This is a genomic window from Acinetobacter marinus (assembly GCF_900096915.1).
GTDB classification, from domain to species: domain Bacteria; phylum Pseudomonadota; class Gammaproteobacteria; order Pseudomonadales; family Moraxellaceae; genus Acinetobacter; species Acinetobacter marinus.
Window position 1 is genome coordinate 671971 of the sequence record NZ_FMYK01000001.1, and the last position, 20375, is coordinate 692345.

A 20375-nucleotide genomic window follows, 5' to 3' on the forward strand; every position below is an offset into this window, starting at 1 on the left:
ATTTTCATGTCATATTAACCCATAATTTAACATGCCTTATTTTGCAACGTGTAATTGATTTGTGCGCAGTTAAAATCGCTGGCTGTAGTCCTTCACCGCACATTGCATTACACTATAGCCAGTTTTTTAATTATTCATGGAATCACACATGCCACCTTTTGTTTTGGTTGATGGGTCTTATTTTTTATTTCGTGCTTTTCACGCCCTACCGCCATTGACCACTTCTCAAGGTTTGCACACCAATGCGGTGCGTGGCGCAAGCTCGGCGATACAGAAACTGATGCGCCGTATCCAACCGACACATATGGCGGTGATTTTTGATACGCCTGAGCCGACATTTCGACATAAATTATCACCGATCTATAAAGGTGACCGCCCTGCAATGCCTGACGAACTCGGCGAACAAATTCCGTATTTGCATGATTTGATTCGTGCGCTCGGTATTCCGCTGTATAGTTTGGCGGGTGTTGAGGCCGATGATATTATTGGTACATTGACGCAACGTGCGCTTGCTGAAGGTCATCAAGTGCTGATTTCTACTGGCGATAAGGACATGGCGCAACTGGTCAATCCCAACGTCACCTTAGAAGACAGCTTTAAAGAACGTCAGCTTGATGAAGCAGGTGTATTTGAAAAATTCGGCGTGCATCCGCATCAGATTATTGATTATTTAACCTTAATGGGCGACGCATCCGATGGCATCAAGGGCGTGCCAGGCGTTGGTGCGAAAACGGCGGCGAAACTACTCAATGAGTTTGGCTCACTCGACGGTATTATTGCCAATGTCGATCAGATCAAAGGTAAAGTTAGCCAAAATATCAAAGACAATCTCGACAATATTAAACTCGATCACCAATTGGCGACGATTATCACTGGACTAGATTTAACCTTGACATGGGATGATCTGCAATTGAGCAATCCCAACGTCAATGAACTGCGCCGTCTGTATACTGAACTCGAATTCCGTACCCAACTGCAATCCCTAGATCATCCAAATAATCCTGACAATACCAAGAATAAACAAGCCAACCAAAGTCAAAAAACCGATGTCACGCCGTCACAAGCATCTTCAGCTGTAGAAAGTACAGCACAACTGAGCAGTGGCGATGATGAACTCGGTCAAGCCAATTATCATACCGTGCTCTCTCAAGCAGATTGGGATAACTTATTTCAGCGTTTTGAACATGCACAGCAATTTGCCATCGACACCGAAACTACCTGCCTAGACTATCGTATTGCGGAAATGGTGGGTTTATCGGTGGCATTCGACAGCAAAGATGCCTATTACGTGCCATTCATCCATGACTATGAAGGTGCACCAGAACAGCTCAATCGTGAAACGGTATTAGCACAGCTCAAACCAATTTTGGAAAATCCAAGCGTGGCGAAGATCGGGCATCACCTGAAATATGATGCACATATCTTTGCCAATCATGGCATCCAACTGCAAGGTTGGGGCTTTGACACCATGCTCGGCTCTTATGTACTGAATCCGACTGCAACTCGTCACAATATGGACGATGTGGCACGGCTGTATTTAAGTCATTTAACCACGACCTATGAGCAAGTCGCAGGCAAAGGTGCTAAGCAACTGACCTTTAACCAAATTGATTTAAATGTCGCTGCGCCTTACGCCTGCGAAGATGCGCATGTCACTTATCGCCTATTTGAAGTGTTGAAAGCGAAACTCGCTGAACAACCTGAACTTTTAGCCTTGCTAGAACGTGTCGAGCTACCAACAGCGCAAGTGTTGTGCAATATGGAATCTCGTGGCATTCAGCTTGATCCCGACTTTTTGACTAACTTGAGTCAGGAGTTTGAAAAAGACATTGCCAACTATGAAGCACAAGCCATCGAAATCGCAGGCGAACAATTTAACATCGCCTCTCCAAAACAAGTTGGCGACATCCTTTTTGATAAGCTCGGTTTAAAAGGTGGCAAGAAAACTGCAACTGGACAATACAGCACCAGTGAAGCAGTACTGGAAAAAATTGATCATCCGATCACGCAGATTATTTTGGACTATCGTACCCTTGCCAAACTAAAAAGCACTTATACCGATCGCCTTGTAGAGCAAGCCGATGCAACCAGCAAGCGTGTGCATACCAGTTATCATCAAGCGGTGACCACGACTGGTCGCCTATCTTCGACTGATCCTAACCTACAAAATATTCCGATTCGTGGTGAGATTGGCCGTCAGATTCGTAAAGCCTTTGTCGCACCGAAAGGTCGTGTGATTCTCGCTGCAGATTATTCACAGATCGAACTACGTCTGATGGCACATTTCTGTGAAGATGAAGCATTAGTCAAAGCCTTTAACGAAGGACAAGACATTCACCAAGCAACTGCTTCAGAAGTGCTAAATATTCCACTAGATGAAGTGACTTCTGATCAACGTCGTCAAGCCAAAGCCGTCAACTTCGGTCTACTCTACGGCATGTCAGAGTTTGGTTTGATTCGGCAGCTTGGCTTTACCCGTGAAGAATCGCAGAACTATATCAAGCAATATTTTCAGCGTTATCCTGGTATTTACGAGTATATGCAACGCACCCGACAGCTTGCGCAGGAACAAGGCTATGTCGAAACCTTACTTGGTCGCAGACTGTACACACCAGATATTCATGCACGCAATATGATGGTACGAAAAGCCGCTGAACGTGCAGCGATCAATGCGCCATTACAAGGTAGTGCAGCGGATATTATCAAACTGGCAATGATTGCGATTGAAAAGAAACTCGATCAAAGTCGTGCGTTGTTGTTACTGCAAGTCCACGATGAATTGGTGTTTGAAGTCGATGAAGATTATGTTTCTGAGGCAAAGACATTGATCAAAGACACCATGCAAGATGTATTCACGTTGAATGTACCGCTTGTGGTTGAAGTGGGTAAAGGCAACAACTGGGATGAAGCGCATTAAGCGTTAATCTTCCACCCAACGGTCTTGATAATCTCTGGGGTTTTAGGGGCGAAGCCCCTAACGTCACTCGCATTTTCGGCGCCAAAGGCGACGAAAATGCATAAAATTCGATGCATGATTTACAGTTAATATCATTTTGACTGACTGCATTGCCTGTTCATACGATCAGCAGCAGAATTTTATAAATTCATACTAAAAAATGATTTACCATAATTTTTGTGGATTTACCACAACATCCTGACTTTTAAATACTTTTAAGCGCAGTGTTTGCCAAGTTGTTCTTTCTTCGGATAAATGATTTTGTTGTTTAAACGCATTCAGCTCACGTTGTAATTTTTCAATTTGTCTTTGCTGTGCTTCGATGATCGACAGTTGATGCTCAAGAATATCTTTATATTTGCCGATCACTTTTTGTTGTAACGCATGGGTTATTTTCATCACATGTCCTGTGTTTTTTACTAACCTGCGATTATCATAATTAAGTGATATTTCAAGCACATGAATAGTTTACGTCAGTTTTATGACAATTCCATTTTCTATTTAAAGTCACGCTTTACACCACTAACACGCACAACCGTGCCGATCATCGACTGGCATATCTCTGAGCAAATTCTCTAAGGCATGATTGTGTATACCATAAAATTCTTTTAAAGCTGCAATTTGCTGTAGCACTTTTTTATTTGGCAGATTTTCCACATTACGCTTTTTGGTCGCCAAGATCATTTTATTTTTACTGGTATGCTCCAAAGACACAAACTCTAACACCTTGGTATCATAGCCATAGGCTTGTAAAAACAGCGCACGAATGGTATCGGTGAGCATCTCCGCCTGTTGCCCCATATGTACGCCATAACCTAGCATCGGACTAAGCACCGATGGCGATTGCATTTGTGGACGCAACTCTTTGTGACAACACGGTGCGCACATGATCACTTTGGCACCCAAGCGAATCCCTGTATGAATGGCAAAATCCGTCGCAATATCACAAGCATGAAGCGCAATCATCACATCAGTTCGCTCAGGCTGATAACTACGCACATCACCTTGGAAAAAATTTAAGTGTTGAAAATTACTTTGCGTGGCGACATTTTGGCAAAAATCCACCAACTCTTGACGTAGCTCTACACCAGTCACATGTGGCGCAAACTGATGGGATTGTAAATAATCATAGACCGCACAAGTCAGATAGCCTTTACCCGAGCCAAAATCGACTACATGTAAATTTTGATGTTCAGTAAATCCTGCTTGATTGACTGCACCTGCGAAAATCTCGACAAATTTATTAATTTGCTTCCACTTCCTCGACATGCTTGGAATAATTTGATGCTTTTGATCCGTCACACCAAGTAACTGTAAAAACGGGCGATCTTGTTCAATCCAACGCTGTTTTTGACGATTATGCTGTGTATTTTCGCCATGTGTAATGACATTGTTAGTCTTTTGCAATTTCGAAGTAGTATTCCCTTTAGTTTTTCTTACCGATAAATGCCAGTGTTGCTTTTTATATTTCAACTGAAATTCGGCTTGCTCAGTAAATAAATTACTTTGCTTAAATTGCATGAACCAATCGGTCAGCAATGGCTCAAAATCCTGCCATGTATAGTTCTTCGTGATGTCTTTAGTTTGATAGCGATACACAAATTGCAGTTGCAATTCATCTTTGAGCGTGATTGGACGAATCATCAGTTTTTGCAGATTTGCGTCTTCACCTTGATATTGACTGAATATCAAGCGTTGCAACGTATTCGACTGCCAAGCCTGTTGAATATGCTGAAAAAATTCAAGCACTTGCCCGTGCAAACTGATCGCCATTATCATGAACTCAAACTAAAACCGAAGGTGCTATTTTAACGGATTTCCGTCGATTTCGCATCTGTACATAAGCGAACAATAGTCTGATGACTGCCGCTGATAAAATGTATCTTTTCAATTTTAAACACGAATTGCTGAAAATTAAGCATTCTGTTTTTAAAATACAAGTGTATAGTAATTGCATCTGAGCCGTTATTTCAAATTGCTATGCCGAATGATTTCAAACCGTCACCACATCAAACCATCAGTACACAAGACATTGTCGATGAGATTCTCGACTATCATCCCATCGAGGAACGCTGGAATGCATTGACGCATGGTCTAGCTGCTTTGGTTGCGGTGATTGCCACAGCGCTTCTATGCTTACAGGCTTACGCCTTGTCACCAAGTGCTGGATTGACCATGTTGGTCTATGGGCTGAGCATGGTATTGCTATTTTCTGCATCGACTTTTTATCACGCCGCGACCACAATGAAGCGCCGTGCTTGGCTAAAGAAATTAGACCACACAGCAATTTATTATTTGATCGCAGGGACATACACCCCTTTTCTTGCGCTTTATATTCCCACCACCAAAGCAAAAGTATTGTTGGTGGCGTTATGGTCGATTGCGCTACTTGGCACTTTTTTTAAGCTGTATTTTATCGACCGTTTTGAGAAATTATCATTAGCGGCGTATATCATCATGGGCTGGCTGGCGCTGTTTATTCTGGATGATATGCACACTTACCTGTCTACGTTGTCATTACAACTCCTCATTTTGGGTGGTGTCTTGTATACCGTCGGCACGATTTTCTATGCCATGAAAAAATATACCTATACCCATGTCATTTGGCATGTTTTTGTGATGTTGGGAGCGCTTGCACACTTTTTCTCAATCTGGGTGATGTTGTAAAGCACTTTGAAAAATCAGCTAAAAAATATCAAGAGTATTTTAAAAATTTGGCTTTGATCAATTTTTGCTTTGTAATTCGTTTTCAGATGGTTAAACTGTCACACCGCTTTGTCTTGCGTCATTGCCACGCATGCAATATGTGGTGTTTTATCATCGTCGCAATACAGGAATCACTATGCAATCGACTGCAACGCAACCGCTCAACTCCAAAGTACGGGTTTTGACCGCCAGTATGGTCGGCACCACGATTGAGTTTTATGATTTTTATATTTATGCCACTGCGGCGGTGATTGTATTTCCTCATTTATTCTTTCCATCGAGCAATCCGCAAACTGCGGTGTTGCAGTCTTTAGCGACCTTTGCCATTGCTTTCTTGGCACGTCCACTCGGCTCTGCGCTATTTGGACATTTCGGTGATCGGATCGGTCGAAAAACCACACTAGTTGCAGCACTGCTTACTATGGGGCTATCCACTATTGCCATTGGTTTATTGCCGACTTATCAAGACATCGGCATCACCGCAGCAATTCTGCTGGCAATCTGTCGTTTGGGGCAAGGCATCGGACTTGGCGGAGAATGGAGCGGTGCGGTACTGCTTGCTACAGAAAATGCACCTGAGGGAAAACGAGCGTGGTACGGCATGTTCCCGCAGCTTGGCGCACCGTTTGGATTGATTTTGGCAAATGGCTTCTTTATTTTCTTAGGCTCAGTGCTCACTGATGAACAGTTCTTGGCGTGGGGATGGCGTATTCCCTTCCTTGCCAGTGCAGTATTGGTCATTATGGGCTTATATATTCGTTTGAAACTGCATGAAACACCAGCATTCCAGCGGGTTTTAGACAAACAAGAAGAAAAAAATGTCCCTGTTGCAGCGGTCTTTAAAAATAATTTACCTCAGCTCATCCTAGGAACACTGGCGGCGATTTGTACTTTTGTGGTGTTTTACTTAACGACGGTATTTTCACTCACTTGGGGGACAAAGGCTTTAGGTTATCCTCGTGAGCAATTTTTGACGATGGTCACATTAGCGACATTTGCCTTTGCGGCATTTATTCCACTGTCGGCAATCTTTGCGGAGAAATTTGGTCGTAAAACCACCTCGATTGTGGTCTGCATCATTTGTATTATTTTTGGCTTTTTCTTCTCACACCTGTTGGTGGCGAATAATGTCGGATCTGTGTTTGCGTTCTTATGCATTGGACTTGCGGTGATGGGGCTGACTTACGGTCCGATCGGCACAGTACTTTCTGAGCTGTTCCCGACTTCAGTGCGTTACACAGGTTCTGCATTGACTTTTAATATGGCGGGCATTCTTGGTGCATCTTTTGCACCATTAATCGCCACTTATCTTGCAACGACGTATGGTTTGCAAGCAGTCGGCTATTATTTGGCGGGTGCAGCAACCATTTCATTACTTGCTTTTTTATGTATGAAAGAAAGTAAAAACGTCGATGTAAATCATCAGATTTAAACTCGGTGTGATCTGCCAACATGTAAATACTTAACGGACTGAGCGTCTTAGCCGAAAATAAAGATGCTTAGTCCATACCCACTAAGATAAAAATATAGCTACTCAGTTGTGAATCTTCATCTCCATCTCATCGATCAAGCACAGCACCAATAACACAAGGAAAGTGACATGTTTAGTCTAGAACAAATCGAACAAGCCCATCAAAAAGTACGCACAGGTGCTGATTTTCCTGAGTATATTCAGGAGATTAAATCATTTGGGGTGATCGCTTTTGAAACTTGGGTCAAAGATAGCCACACCGTTTATTTTGGAGACGAAGACTATTCTATTAGTTCAAAGGCACAGTATGCAGATTTAGACATCGCTATAGAAAGTGATGCTGAAAGTTTCAAAAAATACCTCAAAGCACATCAGCAAGGTCAGACAGATTATTTTCAGTTTTGCAAAGACTGTGCAGAAACAGGCATTGAGAAATGGGTGATGTGTTTAAATACAATGACTTGCACATATTTCAATCTTGCTGGAGATGAAATCTTATCTGAAAAAGTCCCGTACTAATGCTGAATAAGAATTCCCACAATCATGCTAATCATATGATTTGAAAATATTTTTAAACTATTGACCACATTCAAGATCAAATAAACACAGTTGCGTTATTCATTTTATTGCTTGTCTACGCAATTATTTTTATAAATTTTCTAATTTTGCTTTTTTTTGGCTAAATTTTTGCTATTTTTTGCGCTAGAGATACTGACAAAATGCCAGTAATTGCGTTATTTTGTTGCGCTCTTTTTCGAAAGTACTTTTTTGGGGAGGATCATCCATTTTTGATCCTTTGATATCGCGATCCTTGGCTTAACACGTTAAGTCATCATTCAAGAGGATAACGACTTTGACAAATCTTGCTGGCACGCACTCTGCCGCCAAATTGCAAAAAACACTTGGGCTCTGGCACGTCATTATCATTGGCTTGGCATATATTCAACCGATGACCTTGTTCGATACCTTTGGTTTGGTTTCAGAAGAAAGCCATTATCATGTGCCTACGTCGTATATTATCGCCCTCGTTGCCATCTTGCTGACTTCCATCAGCTATGGACATATGATTCGCAGATATCCATCGTCAGGTTCTGCCTATACCTATGCACAAAAATCCATTCATCCCAATGTCGGCTTTATGGTGGGTTGGTCTTCGTGGCTGGATTATTTACTCTCGCCGATGGTCAATATCATTTTGGCGGTGATTTATCTCGAAGCATTGTTCCCTGATATCAATCACTGGGTCTGGGTAGTGGTATTGACCGCATTTATGACTGGGGTCAATTTGCGTGGTGCACGTTTCGTTGCCAACTTTAACAGCTTGATTGTGTTTATTCAGCTTTTGGTCATCGGTATTTTCACCTATTTGATCTTTGATAAGTTGCAAGCTGGCATGAATGCAGATGGACCAATCACAGCGGAAACACGCTATCAACTGTGGAGTATCGAGCCGTTTTGGAATGAACTCACGTCTGTTGGTGCGTTGATCACAGGGGCGACTCTACTGTGCTTCTCATTCACAGGCTTTGACTCGCTCAGCTCGCTGGCAGAAGAAACCAAAGATACTGAGAAAACCTTGCCGAAAGCGATTTTCTTAACTGCACTGATTGCAGGTGTGATCTTCGTAGTCAGCACTTACTTTATGCAGATCTATTTCCCGAAAGATCCAACCACCTATTTTGCTGATATTGAAGCGACTCAACCTGATATTCTAATGTTGGTTGGCGGTTCATTGTTCCAATCTTATGTCTTGGCGTTTGCGATTGTCACGGTGATGGCATCAGGGATTTCTGCACATGCAGGTGTATCACGTTTGATGTATGTGATGGGTCGTGATGGCATCATCAATAAGAAAATCTTTGGTCATATTAGCCCGAAGAGTTTCACCCCGTCGTATAACATCTTGATCGTTGGTGCAGTAGCATTGACAGCGGGCTTTATGAGCTTGGATTTTGTCATCTCGCTAATCAGCTTTGGTGCATTGACCGCATTTAGTTTTGTCAATTTGTCGGTGATTTCACGTTATGCTTTGCGGGATCGCCGTACTAAGACCTTCAAAGAATTGCTCAACTATGTGATTATTCCTGTGCTCGGCTTCACCTGTATCGCTGCACTGTGGATCGAAACTGATGAAAACTCGCTCAAAGCAGGTATGATCTGGGCAGTGATCGGCGTATTCTATCTCGCCTATAAAACTGGTGGTTTTACCCGTCCAGCACCACAATACAATGAATTTGATGATCAAAAATAATCGCTAAAAATGAAAAGCGATTATCCATGATCAAAAAAATGCACCTTCTCGAAGGTGCATTTTTTTATGGTAAATTCAATTTTTCAAAATCAATGCTTAGCTAATTAAACCTTCATCACGCATCGCAATCTGTACTGACTGACGCTTAAACACCACATCACGCAGATCGTTAATTTCTTTAAATTTCGACAAATCATGACCAATTGATTTTGACCAATTAGTAAGGACAAACAGATAGGCATCGGCAGGACCGAAATTGTCATCGACTAAATAATCTGTATCAACTTCAGCAAGATAATCTTCGACGAATTGTAGTAGACGATCGATTTCTGCATAGCCTCGAGTTTTCTCATCTGCATTTAGCTCACGACCAAAGAAGACCGCATAGGCATCATGTACTTCTGAGTTTAAAAAGCCGAGCCATTCCAATACTTTGGCACGTCCTAAACCTGACGGTGGAATCAAATCTTGGCGTGGATCGTGCTGCGCCAGAAAAGGCAAAATCGCTACATTTTCGGTCAGGACTAAGCCTGGATTAATTTCCAATGCAGGCACGTAGCCTTTTGGGTTGATCGCATAATAATCCTGCCCTTTTTCGGTGGTGTGTGTTTTGATGTCAACACGTTCCAAGTCGAAATCGACATTAATTTCATTTAAGATAATATGTGCAGCCAGCGAACATGCGCCTGGCGTGTAATACAGCTTCATTGTTTTTCCCTGTGATAACCTATGCTTAGTTGTAGTGTGTTCTGCATCAACTTTCAAGTCCTAAAGTTTATCATCTTGCTACAACTTATGTATGACAGTCAGTTTGGATACTGCGTATACAGTTTTTTGCCATGTGTCGTTATCATTATCTTCAAGTATTTTGCATTTTAAAAAATTAAAATTGCGCATCTCGCTCAAGTCTCGTACAAATCTGTTCAGGGTTTGAACTTTCAAGTGGAATATGCTCCCCATCTTTTACAATATATCGTTCAACAGTATAACGCTGATTTTGGGCATCAAATTCACAGATGGTAGCGACATTCCCCTCATCAGCACGATAATAAAATACACACAGCCATGCAACGACAAGCAATGCCATCATAAGCACTGCTATACCGATCACTTTGAAGATTATCTTTGCTTTTTTCCAAATTTGTGCTTGCATGATAAAAAAACTGTAAAAGAAAACCCCTCTTAACACATCATAAGAGAGGTTTTCTGACGAATCAATGATGAAAAATCAACTCAACTTGAGTTTCTCAAAAGCCAAGTGATCGCCATCTTTAGACACCACAATGGTATCGCCTGCGCTAAATTTCCCTGACAAAATATCATTTGCCAGTTCATTTTCCACTTTAGACTGGATCGCACGTTTCAGTGGTCTTGCACCAAACACAGGATCATAGCCCGCATCAATCAACAAGCCAAAGGCATCGTCTTCGATACGCAAGCCAATCTCACGCTCGGCAAGCCGATCACGCAAACGAGCGAGCTGAATGTCAGCAATACCACGCATTTGTGATTTTTGCAGACCGTGGAATACCACCACTTCATCAATACGGTTAATAAACTCAGGACGGAAATGCTGACCGATCGCCGCCATCACCACCGCACGGACATCGTCATCACTTGCCCCTTCACCCAGCTCACGCACATCTTGCGAGCCAAGATTCGAGGTCATCACGATCACTGTATTTTTAAAGTCTACCACTCGACCTTGCGAATCGGTCAAACGCCCATCATCCAAGACTTGCAATAAGATATTGAACACATCAGGATGAGCTTTTTCCACCTCATCGAACAAGATCACGCTGTATGGCTTACGGCGCACCGCTTCGGTAAGCACACCACCTTCTTCATAACCGACATAGCCTGGAGGCGCACCAACCAAACGGCTGACGCTGTGTTTCTCCATAAATTCGCTCATATCGATACGAATCATGGCATCATCACTGTCAAATAAGAAATTCGCCAATGCCTTAGTCAGCTCAGTTTTACCGACACCAGTTGGTCCAAGGAACAGGAATGAACCACTTGGACGATTCGGATCAGACAGCCCTGCTCGTGAACGACGCACTGCATTCGATACCGCTTTCACCGCTTCATCTTGTCCGACCACACGATTGTGCAAGAAGCTCTCCATATTCAGAAGCTTGTCACGTTCACCTTGTAGCATTTTCGACACAGGAATCCCTGTTGCGGCACTGACCACTTCAGCGATTTCATTATCGGTGACTTTGTTTCGCAGTAATTTTGGTGCTTCATTTTCATCTGCGACTTCGGCTTTTTCCAATTGCTTTTGTAGCTCTGGAATCACGCCATATTGCAACCGCCCTGCTTCTGCCAAATCACCTTCACGTTGTGCTTTCTCTAAGGCAATTTTGGCTTGGTCTAATTTCACTTGCACATCTTTATTGCCCTCGACCAAGGCTTTATCGGCACGCCACACTTCCTCAAGGTCATTATACTCTTTTTGCGTTTCGTTAATTTGACGCTCAAGTAACGATGCTTGAGATTTCGAGCCTGCGTCTTCCTCTTTTTTTACCTGTTCAAACTGCATTTTCAGCTGAATCAAACGGCGATCGAGTTTATCCAAAGCCTCAGGTTTTGAGTCCAATTCCATCTTGATACGTGAAGCGGCTTCATCGATCAAATCAATGGCTTTATCTGGCAATTGACGATCGGTGATATAGCGCTGTGACATTTTCGCCGCAGCAATAATCGCCGAATCTAAAATTTGTACGCCATGATGGGTGGCATATTTCTCTTTTAGACCACGCAAGATGGCAATGGTATCTTCCACACTTGGCTCATCCACCAAGACTTTTTGGAAACGACGCTCAAGCGCAGGGTCTTTTTCGATATATTGGCGATATTCGTCCAAGGTTGTTGCGCCGACACAGCGTAATTCGCCACGTGCCAATGCAGGTTTGAGCATATTACCCGCATCCATCGCACCATCGGTTTTACCTGCACCTACAAGCGTGTGAATCTCATCAATAAATAAGATCACTTGACCTTCTAGCTTTGCCAGTTCTTTCAATACCGCTTTGAGACGTTCTTCGAATTCGCCACGATATTTCGCACCTGCGAGCAATGACCCTAAATCTAAAGACAAAACACGTTTACCTTTTAGGCTTTCAGGCACTTCACCATTGACGATGCGCTGCGCTAAACCTTCGACAATTGCAGTTTTACCGACACCTGGCTCGCCGATCAGTACAGGATTGTTTTTGGTACGGCGTGATAGTACTTGAATGGTACGGCGAATCTCATCGTCACGACCAATCACAGGATCAAGTTTGCCTGCGAGCGCACGATCCGTTAGATCAATGGTGTATTTACCAAGCGCATCACGATTTTCTTCATGGTTACTGGTGGTCACTTTTTCATTTCCTCGAATTTTTTCGATCACACTACGCAATTTTTTACCATCACCACCTGCGGCAGTGAACAATTTGTGGGTTTCACCCTGCTCCGCCAAAGCCAAAAGCACCCAATCTGTGGTGAGAAATTCATCGCCCGCCTTTTGCGCATAGCCATCTGCCAGATTTAACACTTTCGCTGCTTCTGGATTGAAATTGACGTCGCCTGTTGGATTGGCGATGGTTGGCGCATCTTGCAGCGCTTGATTGAGTTTATCTTTCAGCTCGGTGAGTTTGACACCCGCCTGTTGCAACAGACTTTGATTGGATGATTCTTCCAACAAAGTGGCGAGAATATGAATCGTACCAATCGAGGTATGATCTTTGCCCGTGGCTAAAGACTGTGCATCAGAGAGACTTTGTTGAAGTCGATCAGAGAATTTTTCAAAACGCATTTGTTATTATCCTAAAACTATTGACATGACTCATAGATAGGTGCAAATAGCAAGATTTCAAGTATTATTTATTGATATTTTTCAAAATGTTATGTCTAAAATTTAGATAGAAATCAGTTGTATTAATGGTGGTTAGAATGACTTTTTTCAAGGCTGGTTTTGCCTAAAAATCTTAACTCGAGACGATGCTTTGCTTCTAATACCAAATCTTTTTAACCGCCATTTTTTTAATCACCGAAATTTTTTAACGTCGAAACTTTTTAACGACGAAACCTGCCAAGATAAATATCTCGTTGATCTTGCCAGTTTTGTCCCATCATCAGATAACACATGAGCAGCACATAACATATGACCAGCAAATATAATGCAATATGGAGTTCACCATATAAGAACAAAGTAAACAAAACAAATCCAAAAGTATTTCGTTTCGCTTGCGGTTTGCCGTCTATGATTTGTAGTGATAAATGATGTGTGAGATAGACCACAGAACCAAATATACAAAAAGTAAATAATAGCGCCAAAGGATTTTTGAATGTATCTGCGTGTTTAAGAAAAAGTACAATGACAAAGGACGCAATGAATATCACATTGGCAACTCGCACCATCAATGCCAACTTCTGATTATATGCAGTGCGATCAATTTGAAAATAAGCCCGTAAGAGTTTTAGCATATCGTTCATTATAATCAGAAATTTTTAGGATATTAATTATTCGCTCATCCTGACACAAAAAAGCCACTTCGAAAAGTGGCTTGATTGATGCCTTTAAACTATTAGGTCTGTGATGCCATTAGATAATTTTTGGCGTTGGCGTACTCGCTTTAAAGAATGGCGCATCTGACGGTGCAAGTGGCGCTTGACCACGCACATGATCGGCAATTTTTTCACCAATCATGATGGTAGTGGCATTCAAGTTCCCCGTAATAATGATCGGCATGATCGACGCATCGACCACACGCAGACCTTGCATGCCATGCACTCGTCCATAGCCATCTACCGCAGCCATATCATCTTCACCCATCTTACAAGAGCCACATGGATGATACGCAGTTTCCGCATGTTGACGGACAAATTCATCCAGCTCCGCATCGGTTTGTAGCGCATTGCTTGGGCTGATTTCTTCACCACGATACGGATCAAGTGCAGGCTGTTTCATGATCTCACGGGTGATGCGAATGCCATCACGAAATTCCCGCCAGTCTTGTTCAGCACTCATGTAGTTGAACAAAATACTTGGATGCTCGAATGGATCTTTAGATTTGAGTTTGATCCGTCCACGTGATGGCGAACGCATTGAACCAACGTGAGCTTGGAAGCCGTGCGCCTGAATTGCATTCGAACCATTATAGTTAATCGCCACAGGCAAGAAATGATATTGGATATTTGGCCAGTCAAACTCATCTGATGAACGAATAAAGCCACCCGCTTCAAACTGATTACTTGCGCCAATGCCTTGCCCAAGGAACATCCATTCTGCACCAATTTTCGGTTGGTTATACCATTTCAATGCAGGATATAGGCTAACAGGTTGCGTGCATTTATATTGCAGATACATTTCCAAGTGATCTTGCAGATTTTCACCAACACCCGGTAAGTCATGCACCACATCAATATCCATCGATTGCAAAAATGCTGAATTACCGACACCTGAACGCTGTAGAATTTGTGGTGAGGCAATTGCTCCTGCGCAAAGTAGCACTTCTTTTGCTGCGTTGACTCGGATCAGATTCGACTTGTTACCACGATGAATATATTCCACGCCGACGGCTTGTTTGCCATTAAACAAGATTTTATTGGTCATGGCGTGGGTGATGATGGTGAGATTGTCACGATCTTTTGCCATATCCAAATAACCACGTGCGGTACTTGAACGACGCCCTTCTTTGGTCACGGTACGATCCATTGGACCAAAGCCTTCTTGCTGATAACCGTTCAAGTCATCGGTACGAGGATAGCCCGCTTGCACACCGGCTTCGACCATGGCATGGAACAATACATTATTGCCTTGCTTTGGTGTTGCAACGGAGACAGGACCTTCGCCACCATGATAGTCATTGCCACCAATATCACGGGTTTCAGCTTTTTTATAGTACGGTAAGCAATCTGCATAGCGCCAATGTTCTAAGCCCTTAATCTCAGACCACTGTTCCAAATCCATGGCATTACCACGGATATAGCACATGCCATTGATCAGTGATGAACCACCCAAGCCTTTGCCTCGACCACATTCCATACGGCGATTGTTCATATGAGGTTCAGGGTCGGTGAGGTATGCCCAATTGTAGCGCTTGCCTTGTAGTGGATACGCCAAAGCAGCTGGCATCTGGGTGCGAAAATCGATGCGATGATCAGGTCCGCCCGCTTCGAGCAGGAGCACTGTAGTATTTTTATCTTCGGTCAAGCGTGCTGCCAAAACATTACCCGCAGAGCCTGCGCCGATAATGATGTAATCATAATTCTGTTGCGTCATCTGTATGCCTCTTTGATTGTGTCAAATTGGTTTGGATTGATGCCATGAGTTATCTAAACCAATGACATCAGCATTTTTCATTTCATTTTTCTGCAGAAACATTGTTATCTGCATGGAATCAGTTTGCACTAAATACCGACTGGAATGGCTCTAACTCGACTTGTACCGACTTGATTTGGGTATAGTGTTCAAGTGTTGATAGCCCATTTTCACGTCCCACACCCGATTGCTTATAGCCACCAACTGGCATCTCGGCGGCAGATTCACCCCAAGTGTTAATCCAGCAAATGCCTGCTTCGATCTGGTGAATGATGCGGTGCGCACGATTTAAGTTTTGACTGACCACACCCGCTGCCAAGCCATACACGGTGTTATTGGCACGCTCGATCACTTCTTCCTCACTGTCGTAGCTGAGAATGCTCATCACAGGACCAAAGATTTCATGCTGAACGATGTCCATCTCATCGGTACAATCGGTAAATACCGTCGGCTGTACAAATGCACCTTTGGCAAATTCACCCTCAGTATGACGCTCACCACCTGCAAGCAAAGTGGCGCCCTGTTGTTTGCCTTTTTCGATGAAGCCGAGGACTTTTTCCATGTGGGCAAAACTGGATAAAGGCCCAAAATTGGTCGCTTCGTCCAAAGGTTGCCCAAGATGAATAAATGGCATGCGTGCAAGGATTTTTTGCTCAAATTCTGCTTTTAAGCTGCTTGGAATAAACACCCGTGTGCCGTTGGTACAGACCTGACCTGAACTATAGAAATTCGCCATCATGGCAATATCCGCCGCCAAGTCTAAATCCGCATCATCACAGATAATCAGCGGTGATTTTCCGCCAAGTTCCATAGTGACTTCTTTGAGTGATGATTGCGCCGCTTGTGCCATGACATGCTTGCCCGTACTCACGCCACCAGTGAACGAGACTTTAGCGATTTCAGGATGCGAAGTCAGGTACGATCCGACTTCACCACCACCTGTGACCACATTAAATACACCATCTGGCACACCCGCTTCGGTGTAAATCTCAGCTAATTTCAATGTAGTCAGCGGTGTCACTTCACTGGCTTTAAACACCATGGCATTGCCCGCAGCCAGTGCTGGTGCAGACTTCCATAGGGCGATCTGAATCGGATAATTCCACGCACCAATGCCAGCCACCACACCAAGTGGCTCACGGCGTGTATAGACAAACGATCCTGTACGCAGTGGGATTTGCTGACCTTCGATCGCAGGCACTAGCCCTGCATAATATTCAAGCACATCGGCACCCGTGACAATGTCCACCGCAACCGTTTCACTATAGGCTTTGCCACTGTCTAGGCTTTCAAGTTTTGCCAGATCATCATTGCGCTCACGCAAAATATCCACCGCTTTACGCAAAATGCGTGAGCGTTGCATTGCGGTCATCTCCGCCCAGACTTTTTGTCCTTGCTGTGCTGATTTTACTGCACGATCGACATCTTCTTTGCCACAACACGGTAGCTCCGCCAATACTTCGCCATTGGCAGGATTAATACTTTGAAAGGTTTGAATGGTGGTTGCATCCACATACTGACCATGAATATATGGGCGTTGCTGATTCAAATTCGTCAAAATCTTTCTCCTCATCAAATCTTAAGCAGATTGCCTGAGTGGCAAATCACTGTTTAAAACTGCTATTCAAAAACTGCTATTTAAAAACTACTATTTAAAAACTACTATTCAAAAACTGCTATTTAAAATTTAAGGTTTAAAAACGACGTGTTAAAAAACATGTTGGTCACGGTACTGTTTGGCTTTGAAGTTGACATTGAATGTAGCTTTGACAAACATTTAGCACTTCATCTAAGTCAAATTCACTTTGCAATAAGGTTCCTCGTAACCAAAAGCCATCAATCAATGCGGCAAGTCCCAATGCAGACTGCTCTGCATGCTTCTCATCCAGCACTTTTAAAAATTCATGCTTGAGATTGGAATGTAAACGGCGATGATTCATCTGTTGTAAACGGTGCAAATCAGGCTGATAAAAACTATTCGCCCAAAAGGCAAGCCACGTATTCATCGCCGCCTTACTGACTTGTGATGCAGAAAAGTTGCCACAAATAATCGCAGTCAATCGTGCCTCGGGCGTATGCTCAGCATGTGCCAATGCCTCAGCAATTTCACGACCAAGCTCTTTGAGCAAATAACGCATCGTCGCCTCAATCAAGCCATGCTTGTCTTGGAAATAATGACTAATAATGCCTGTCGAAACACCTGCACGCTTGGCGATTTGGCTGAGTGAGGCATCCGCAAAACCAAGCTCACTGACCGCTGATAAAGTCGCATCAATCAGTTGTTGACGGCGAATTGGCTGCATTCCCACTTTTGGCATGGCGATGGACTACTCTCTATAAAAATATCAAACTAATTTACTGAGCAAATGAACTTAACAAACCTACTAAGCAAATCTTTACTTTGTCGTTCAAAAAAACAACTTTGTATTTTTAATTGAACGATCAATCAAAATAAATTATAATCCCATTTGTCCTTTGATGTACAGCCCAGTTTGTTTTCATTGTGCAAATTCCGTCATGTCACGCCATTTGGCTGATTGAGATGACGGAGTTTTGCATCAACCCAAATCGGAGAAATCAAAGTGCGCTGTAAATCTGCGATTTTTAATTAAATTATACGGAACAGATTTATGGTCGATCAAAACTCGCAGACCAAAGATGGTCTGAACAAAGTGGTGTTTTTCCTTTCAGCATCCTTAATTTTATTATTTTCATTGGCGACTATTTTGTTCAATGAACAAGCCAATAACGTCATTAATGATGTCTTGGCGTGGGTGTCGAGCACCTTTAGCTGGTACTATTTATTGGCTGCCACCTGTTATTTGGTGTTTATTGTCTTTATTGCCTGTTCTCGCTACGGCAACATCAAACTCGGTCCAAAACATTCCAAGCCTGAATTCAGCCTGCTGAGTTGGTCTGCAATGCTGTTCTCTGCGGGGATCGGTATTGACTTGATGTTTTTCTCGGTCGCTGAGCCACTGTCACATTATATGAATCCACCTGTTGGTCAGGGGCAAACCTATGAGGCTGCCCGTGAAGCGATGGTGTGGACGCTATTTCACTACGGTCTCACAGGCTGGAGTATGTATGCCCTCGTCGGTGTGGCGCTCGGTTATTTTAGTTATCGTTACAATCTGCCTTTAACGATTCGCTCTGCCTTATACCCGATTTTTGGCAAGCGCATTAATGGGGCGATTGGGCATTCTGTGGATACTGCTGCGGTATTGGGGACGATTTTCGGGATTGCCACCACCTGTGGTATCGGTGTGGTACAGCTCAATTATGGCTTACATGTACTGTTTGGATTACCTGAAAATTTAGTGATTCAATCGGCGCTGATTGCCTTTGCGGTCGTGGTCTCGATCATTTCTGTGACCTCTGGTGTAGATAAAGGTCTGCGGATTCTGTCTGAGATTAATATTTATGTGGCGATTGGTTTATTGCTGTTTATCTTATTCTTGGGCAATACCGAATTTTTACTTGGCGCATTGATCCAGAACTTTGGTGACTATATTAGTGCTTTTCCGAAGCTGTCATTGACCAGTTTTCCATTTGAACAACCGAAAGAATGGATGAATAGTTGGACGCTGTTCTTCTGGGCATGGTGGATTGCGTGGTCGCCTTTCGTCGGGCTATTCCTTGCACGGATTTCTCGCGGTCGTACCATTCGTGAGTTTGTATGGGGAACTTTGATTATTCCGTTACTATTCACCCTAACTTGGTTGTCAATCTTTGGCAATAGTGCGCTACACAGTGTAATTTTTGATGGCAATGCACAGCTTGCACAAACCGTACTTGCCAATCCTGCACATGGCTTTTATGACCTCTTGGCGCAATATCCAGGTTTTCCATTTATTGCCAGCGTTGCCACCATTACAGGGCTGTTATTCTATGTGACTTCTGCCGATTCGGGTTCATTGGTGTTGGGGAATTTCACCACCAAATTTACCAATATCGAGCATGATTCACCACGCTGGCTAACGGTGTTTTGGGCATTGGCGATTGGCTTCTTGACGCTAGCGATGTTGATGGCAGACGGCATTACCGCACTGCAAAATGCAACCATTATTATGGGCTTGCCATTTAGTTTTGTGATTTTCTTTGTCATGGCGGGTTTGTATAAGTCTTTGCATTTGGAAGATTATCGTCAAGCCAGTACCAATATGAATGCCGCACCTGTGGTCGGGAATGTGGATATTTCCAACTGGAAAAAACGCCTCAGTCGTGTCATGTTGCATCCGACCTTGGCTGAAACTAAACGTATGCTCGATGAAGTCTGCCAGCCTGCGATTCATGCGGTGGCAACTGAGCTTGAAAGTCGTGGTATCAACGTCAGCCTCGATCAAGTAGAACTTGAGGAAAATCCTGAACTGTATCATCTCGATGTGATCATCGATCTTGGTGAGGAGCAGAATTTTATCTATCAAATCTGGCCTGTACGCTACGCCACACCAAACTTTAACGAACGGGATAATCGTCATAAAAAATATTATTACCGTTTGGAAAGTTACTTGTTTGAAGGCTCGCAAGGCAATGACTTGGTCGGCTACAACAAAGAGCAAGTCATCAACGATATTTTGGATAAATACGAACGTCATATGATGTTCCTGCATATCAACCGTATCAGCCCAGGGAAAAGACCGCAATTCCCTGATGCATAAGGCAAAATATTGCA

General features: G+C 43.2%; 15 protein-coding genes. 6 read left to right on the top strand and 9 right to left on the bottom strand.

All coding sequences use genetic code 11. The features are described 5' to 3' along the window. The first annotated feature begins 148 nt into the window (after positions 1–148). Positions 149–2917, top strand: a complete 2769-nt coding sequence (gene polA / locus BLQ60_RS02995) for a DNA polymerase I (RefSeq protein ID WP_092615716.1) — start codon at positions 149–151, stop codon at positions 2915–2917. A 204-nt stretch (positions 2918–3121) separates the two neighbouring features. On the opposite strand, the gene BLQ60_RS03000 is transcribed toward polA, so the two are convergent. Then, positions 3122–3355 (bottom strand): hypothetical protein, encoded by a 234-nt coding sequence (locus BLQ60_RS03000; protein WP_092615719.1) that lies wholly within the window; start codon positions 3353–3355, stop codon positions 3122–3124. A gap of 123 nt (positions 3356–3478) precedes the next feature. Next, a complete protein-coding gene (locus tag BLQ60_RS03005; RefSeq protein ID WP_244515941.1) occupies positions 3479–4729 on the bottom strand; it encodes a class I SAM-dependent methyltransferase in 1251 nt (416 codons plus the stop codon). A 207-nt stretch (positions 4730–4936) separates the two neighbouring features. Between BLQ60_RS03005 and trhA the strand changes: the two genes are divergently transcribed. The 4 genes from trhA (at position 4937) to BLQ60_RS03025 (ending at position 9384) form a co-directional block, all read left to right on the top strand. Continuing rightward, positions 4937–5623 (top strand): PAQR family membrane homeostasis protein TrhA, encoded by a 687-nt coding sequence (gene trhA / locus BLQ60_RS03010; RefSeq protein ID WP_092615725.1) that lies wholly within the window; start codon positions 4937–4939, stop codon positions 5621–5623. A 175-nt stretch (positions 5624–5798) separates the two neighbouring features. Next, on the top strand, positions 5799–7094 hold the full coding sequence (locus tag BLQ60_RS03015) for an MFS transporter (protein WP_092616071.1): 1296 nt from the start codon (positions 5799–5801) through the stop codon (positions 7092–7094). Between the two features lie 168 nt (positions 7095–7262). Beyond that, positions 7263–7652 carry a DUF1398 domain-containing protein gene (locus tag BLQ60_RS03020; protein ID WP_092615728.1) on the top strand — a complete coding sequence of 130 codons (390 nt, stop codon included), beginning with the start codon at positions 7263–7265 and terminating at the stop codon, positions 7650–7652. A gap of 334 nt (positions 7653–7986) precedes the next feature. Then, complete coding sequence (locus BLQ60_RS03025) at positions 7987–9384, top strand: APC family permease (protein ID WP_092615731.1); 1398 nt, start codon at positions 7987–7989, stop codon at positions 9382–9384. A gap of 96 nt (positions 9385–9480) precedes the next feature. On the opposite strand, the gene BLQ60_RS03030 is transcribed toward BLQ60_RS03025, so the two are convergent. From BLQ60_RS03030 to betI, 7 genes are all read right to left on the bottom strand, one after another. Then, complete coding sequence (locus BLQ60_RS03030) at positions 9481–10092, bottom strand: glutathione binding-like protein (protein WP_092615734.1); 612 nt, start codon at positions 10090–10092, stop codon at positions 9481–9483. Between the two features lie 175 nt (positions 10093–10267). Next, entirely contained in the window at positions 10268–10537 is a 270-nt protein-coding gene (locus tag BLQ60_RS03035; protein WP_092615737.1) for a hypothetical protein, read from the bottom strand. 75 nt (positions 10538–10612) lie between these two features. Next, a complete protein-coding gene (gene clpB, locus BLQ60_RS03040; RefSeq protein WP_092615740.1) occupies positions 10613–13192 on the bottom strand; it encodes an ATP-dependent chaperone ClpB in 2580 nt (859 codons plus the stop codon). A 260-nt stretch (positions 13193–13452) separates the two neighbouring features. Continuing rightward, complete coding sequence (locus BLQ60_RS03045) at positions 13453–13863, bottom strand: hypothetical protein (RefSeq protein WP_092615743.1); 411 nt, start codon at positions 13861–13863, stop codon at positions 13453–13455. Positions 13864–13981: 118 nt separating this feature from the next. Then, positions 13982–15661 carry a choline dehydrogenase gene (gene betA / locus BLQ60_RS03050; protein ID WP_092615745.1) on the bottom strand — a complete coding sequence of 560 codons (1680 nt, stop codon included), beginning with the start codon at positions 15659–15661 and terminating at the stop codon, positions 13982–13984. 118 nt (positions 15662–15779) lie between these two features. Continuing rightward, entirely contained in the window at positions 15780–17258 is a 1479-nt protein-coding gene (betB, locus tag BLQ60_RS03055) for a betaine-aldehyde dehydrogenase (protein WP_171259031.1), read from the bottom strand. A 166-nt stretch (positions 17259–17424) separates the two neighbouring features. Continuing rightward, on the bottom strand, positions 17425–18018 hold the full coding sequence (gene betI / locus BLQ60_RS03060; RefSeq protein WP_092615751.1) for a transcriptional regulator BetI: 594 nt from the start codon (positions 18016–18018) through the stop codon (positions 17425–17427). A 312-nt stretch (positions 18019–18330) separates the two neighbouring features. Between betI and BLQ60_RS03065 the strand changes: the two genes are divergently transcribed. Next, entirely contained in the window at positions 18331–20361 is a 2031-nt protein-coding gene (locus BLQ60_RS03065) for a choline transporter (RefSeq protein WP_092615754.1), read from the top strand. Positions 20362–20375: the final 14 nt, after the last annotated feature.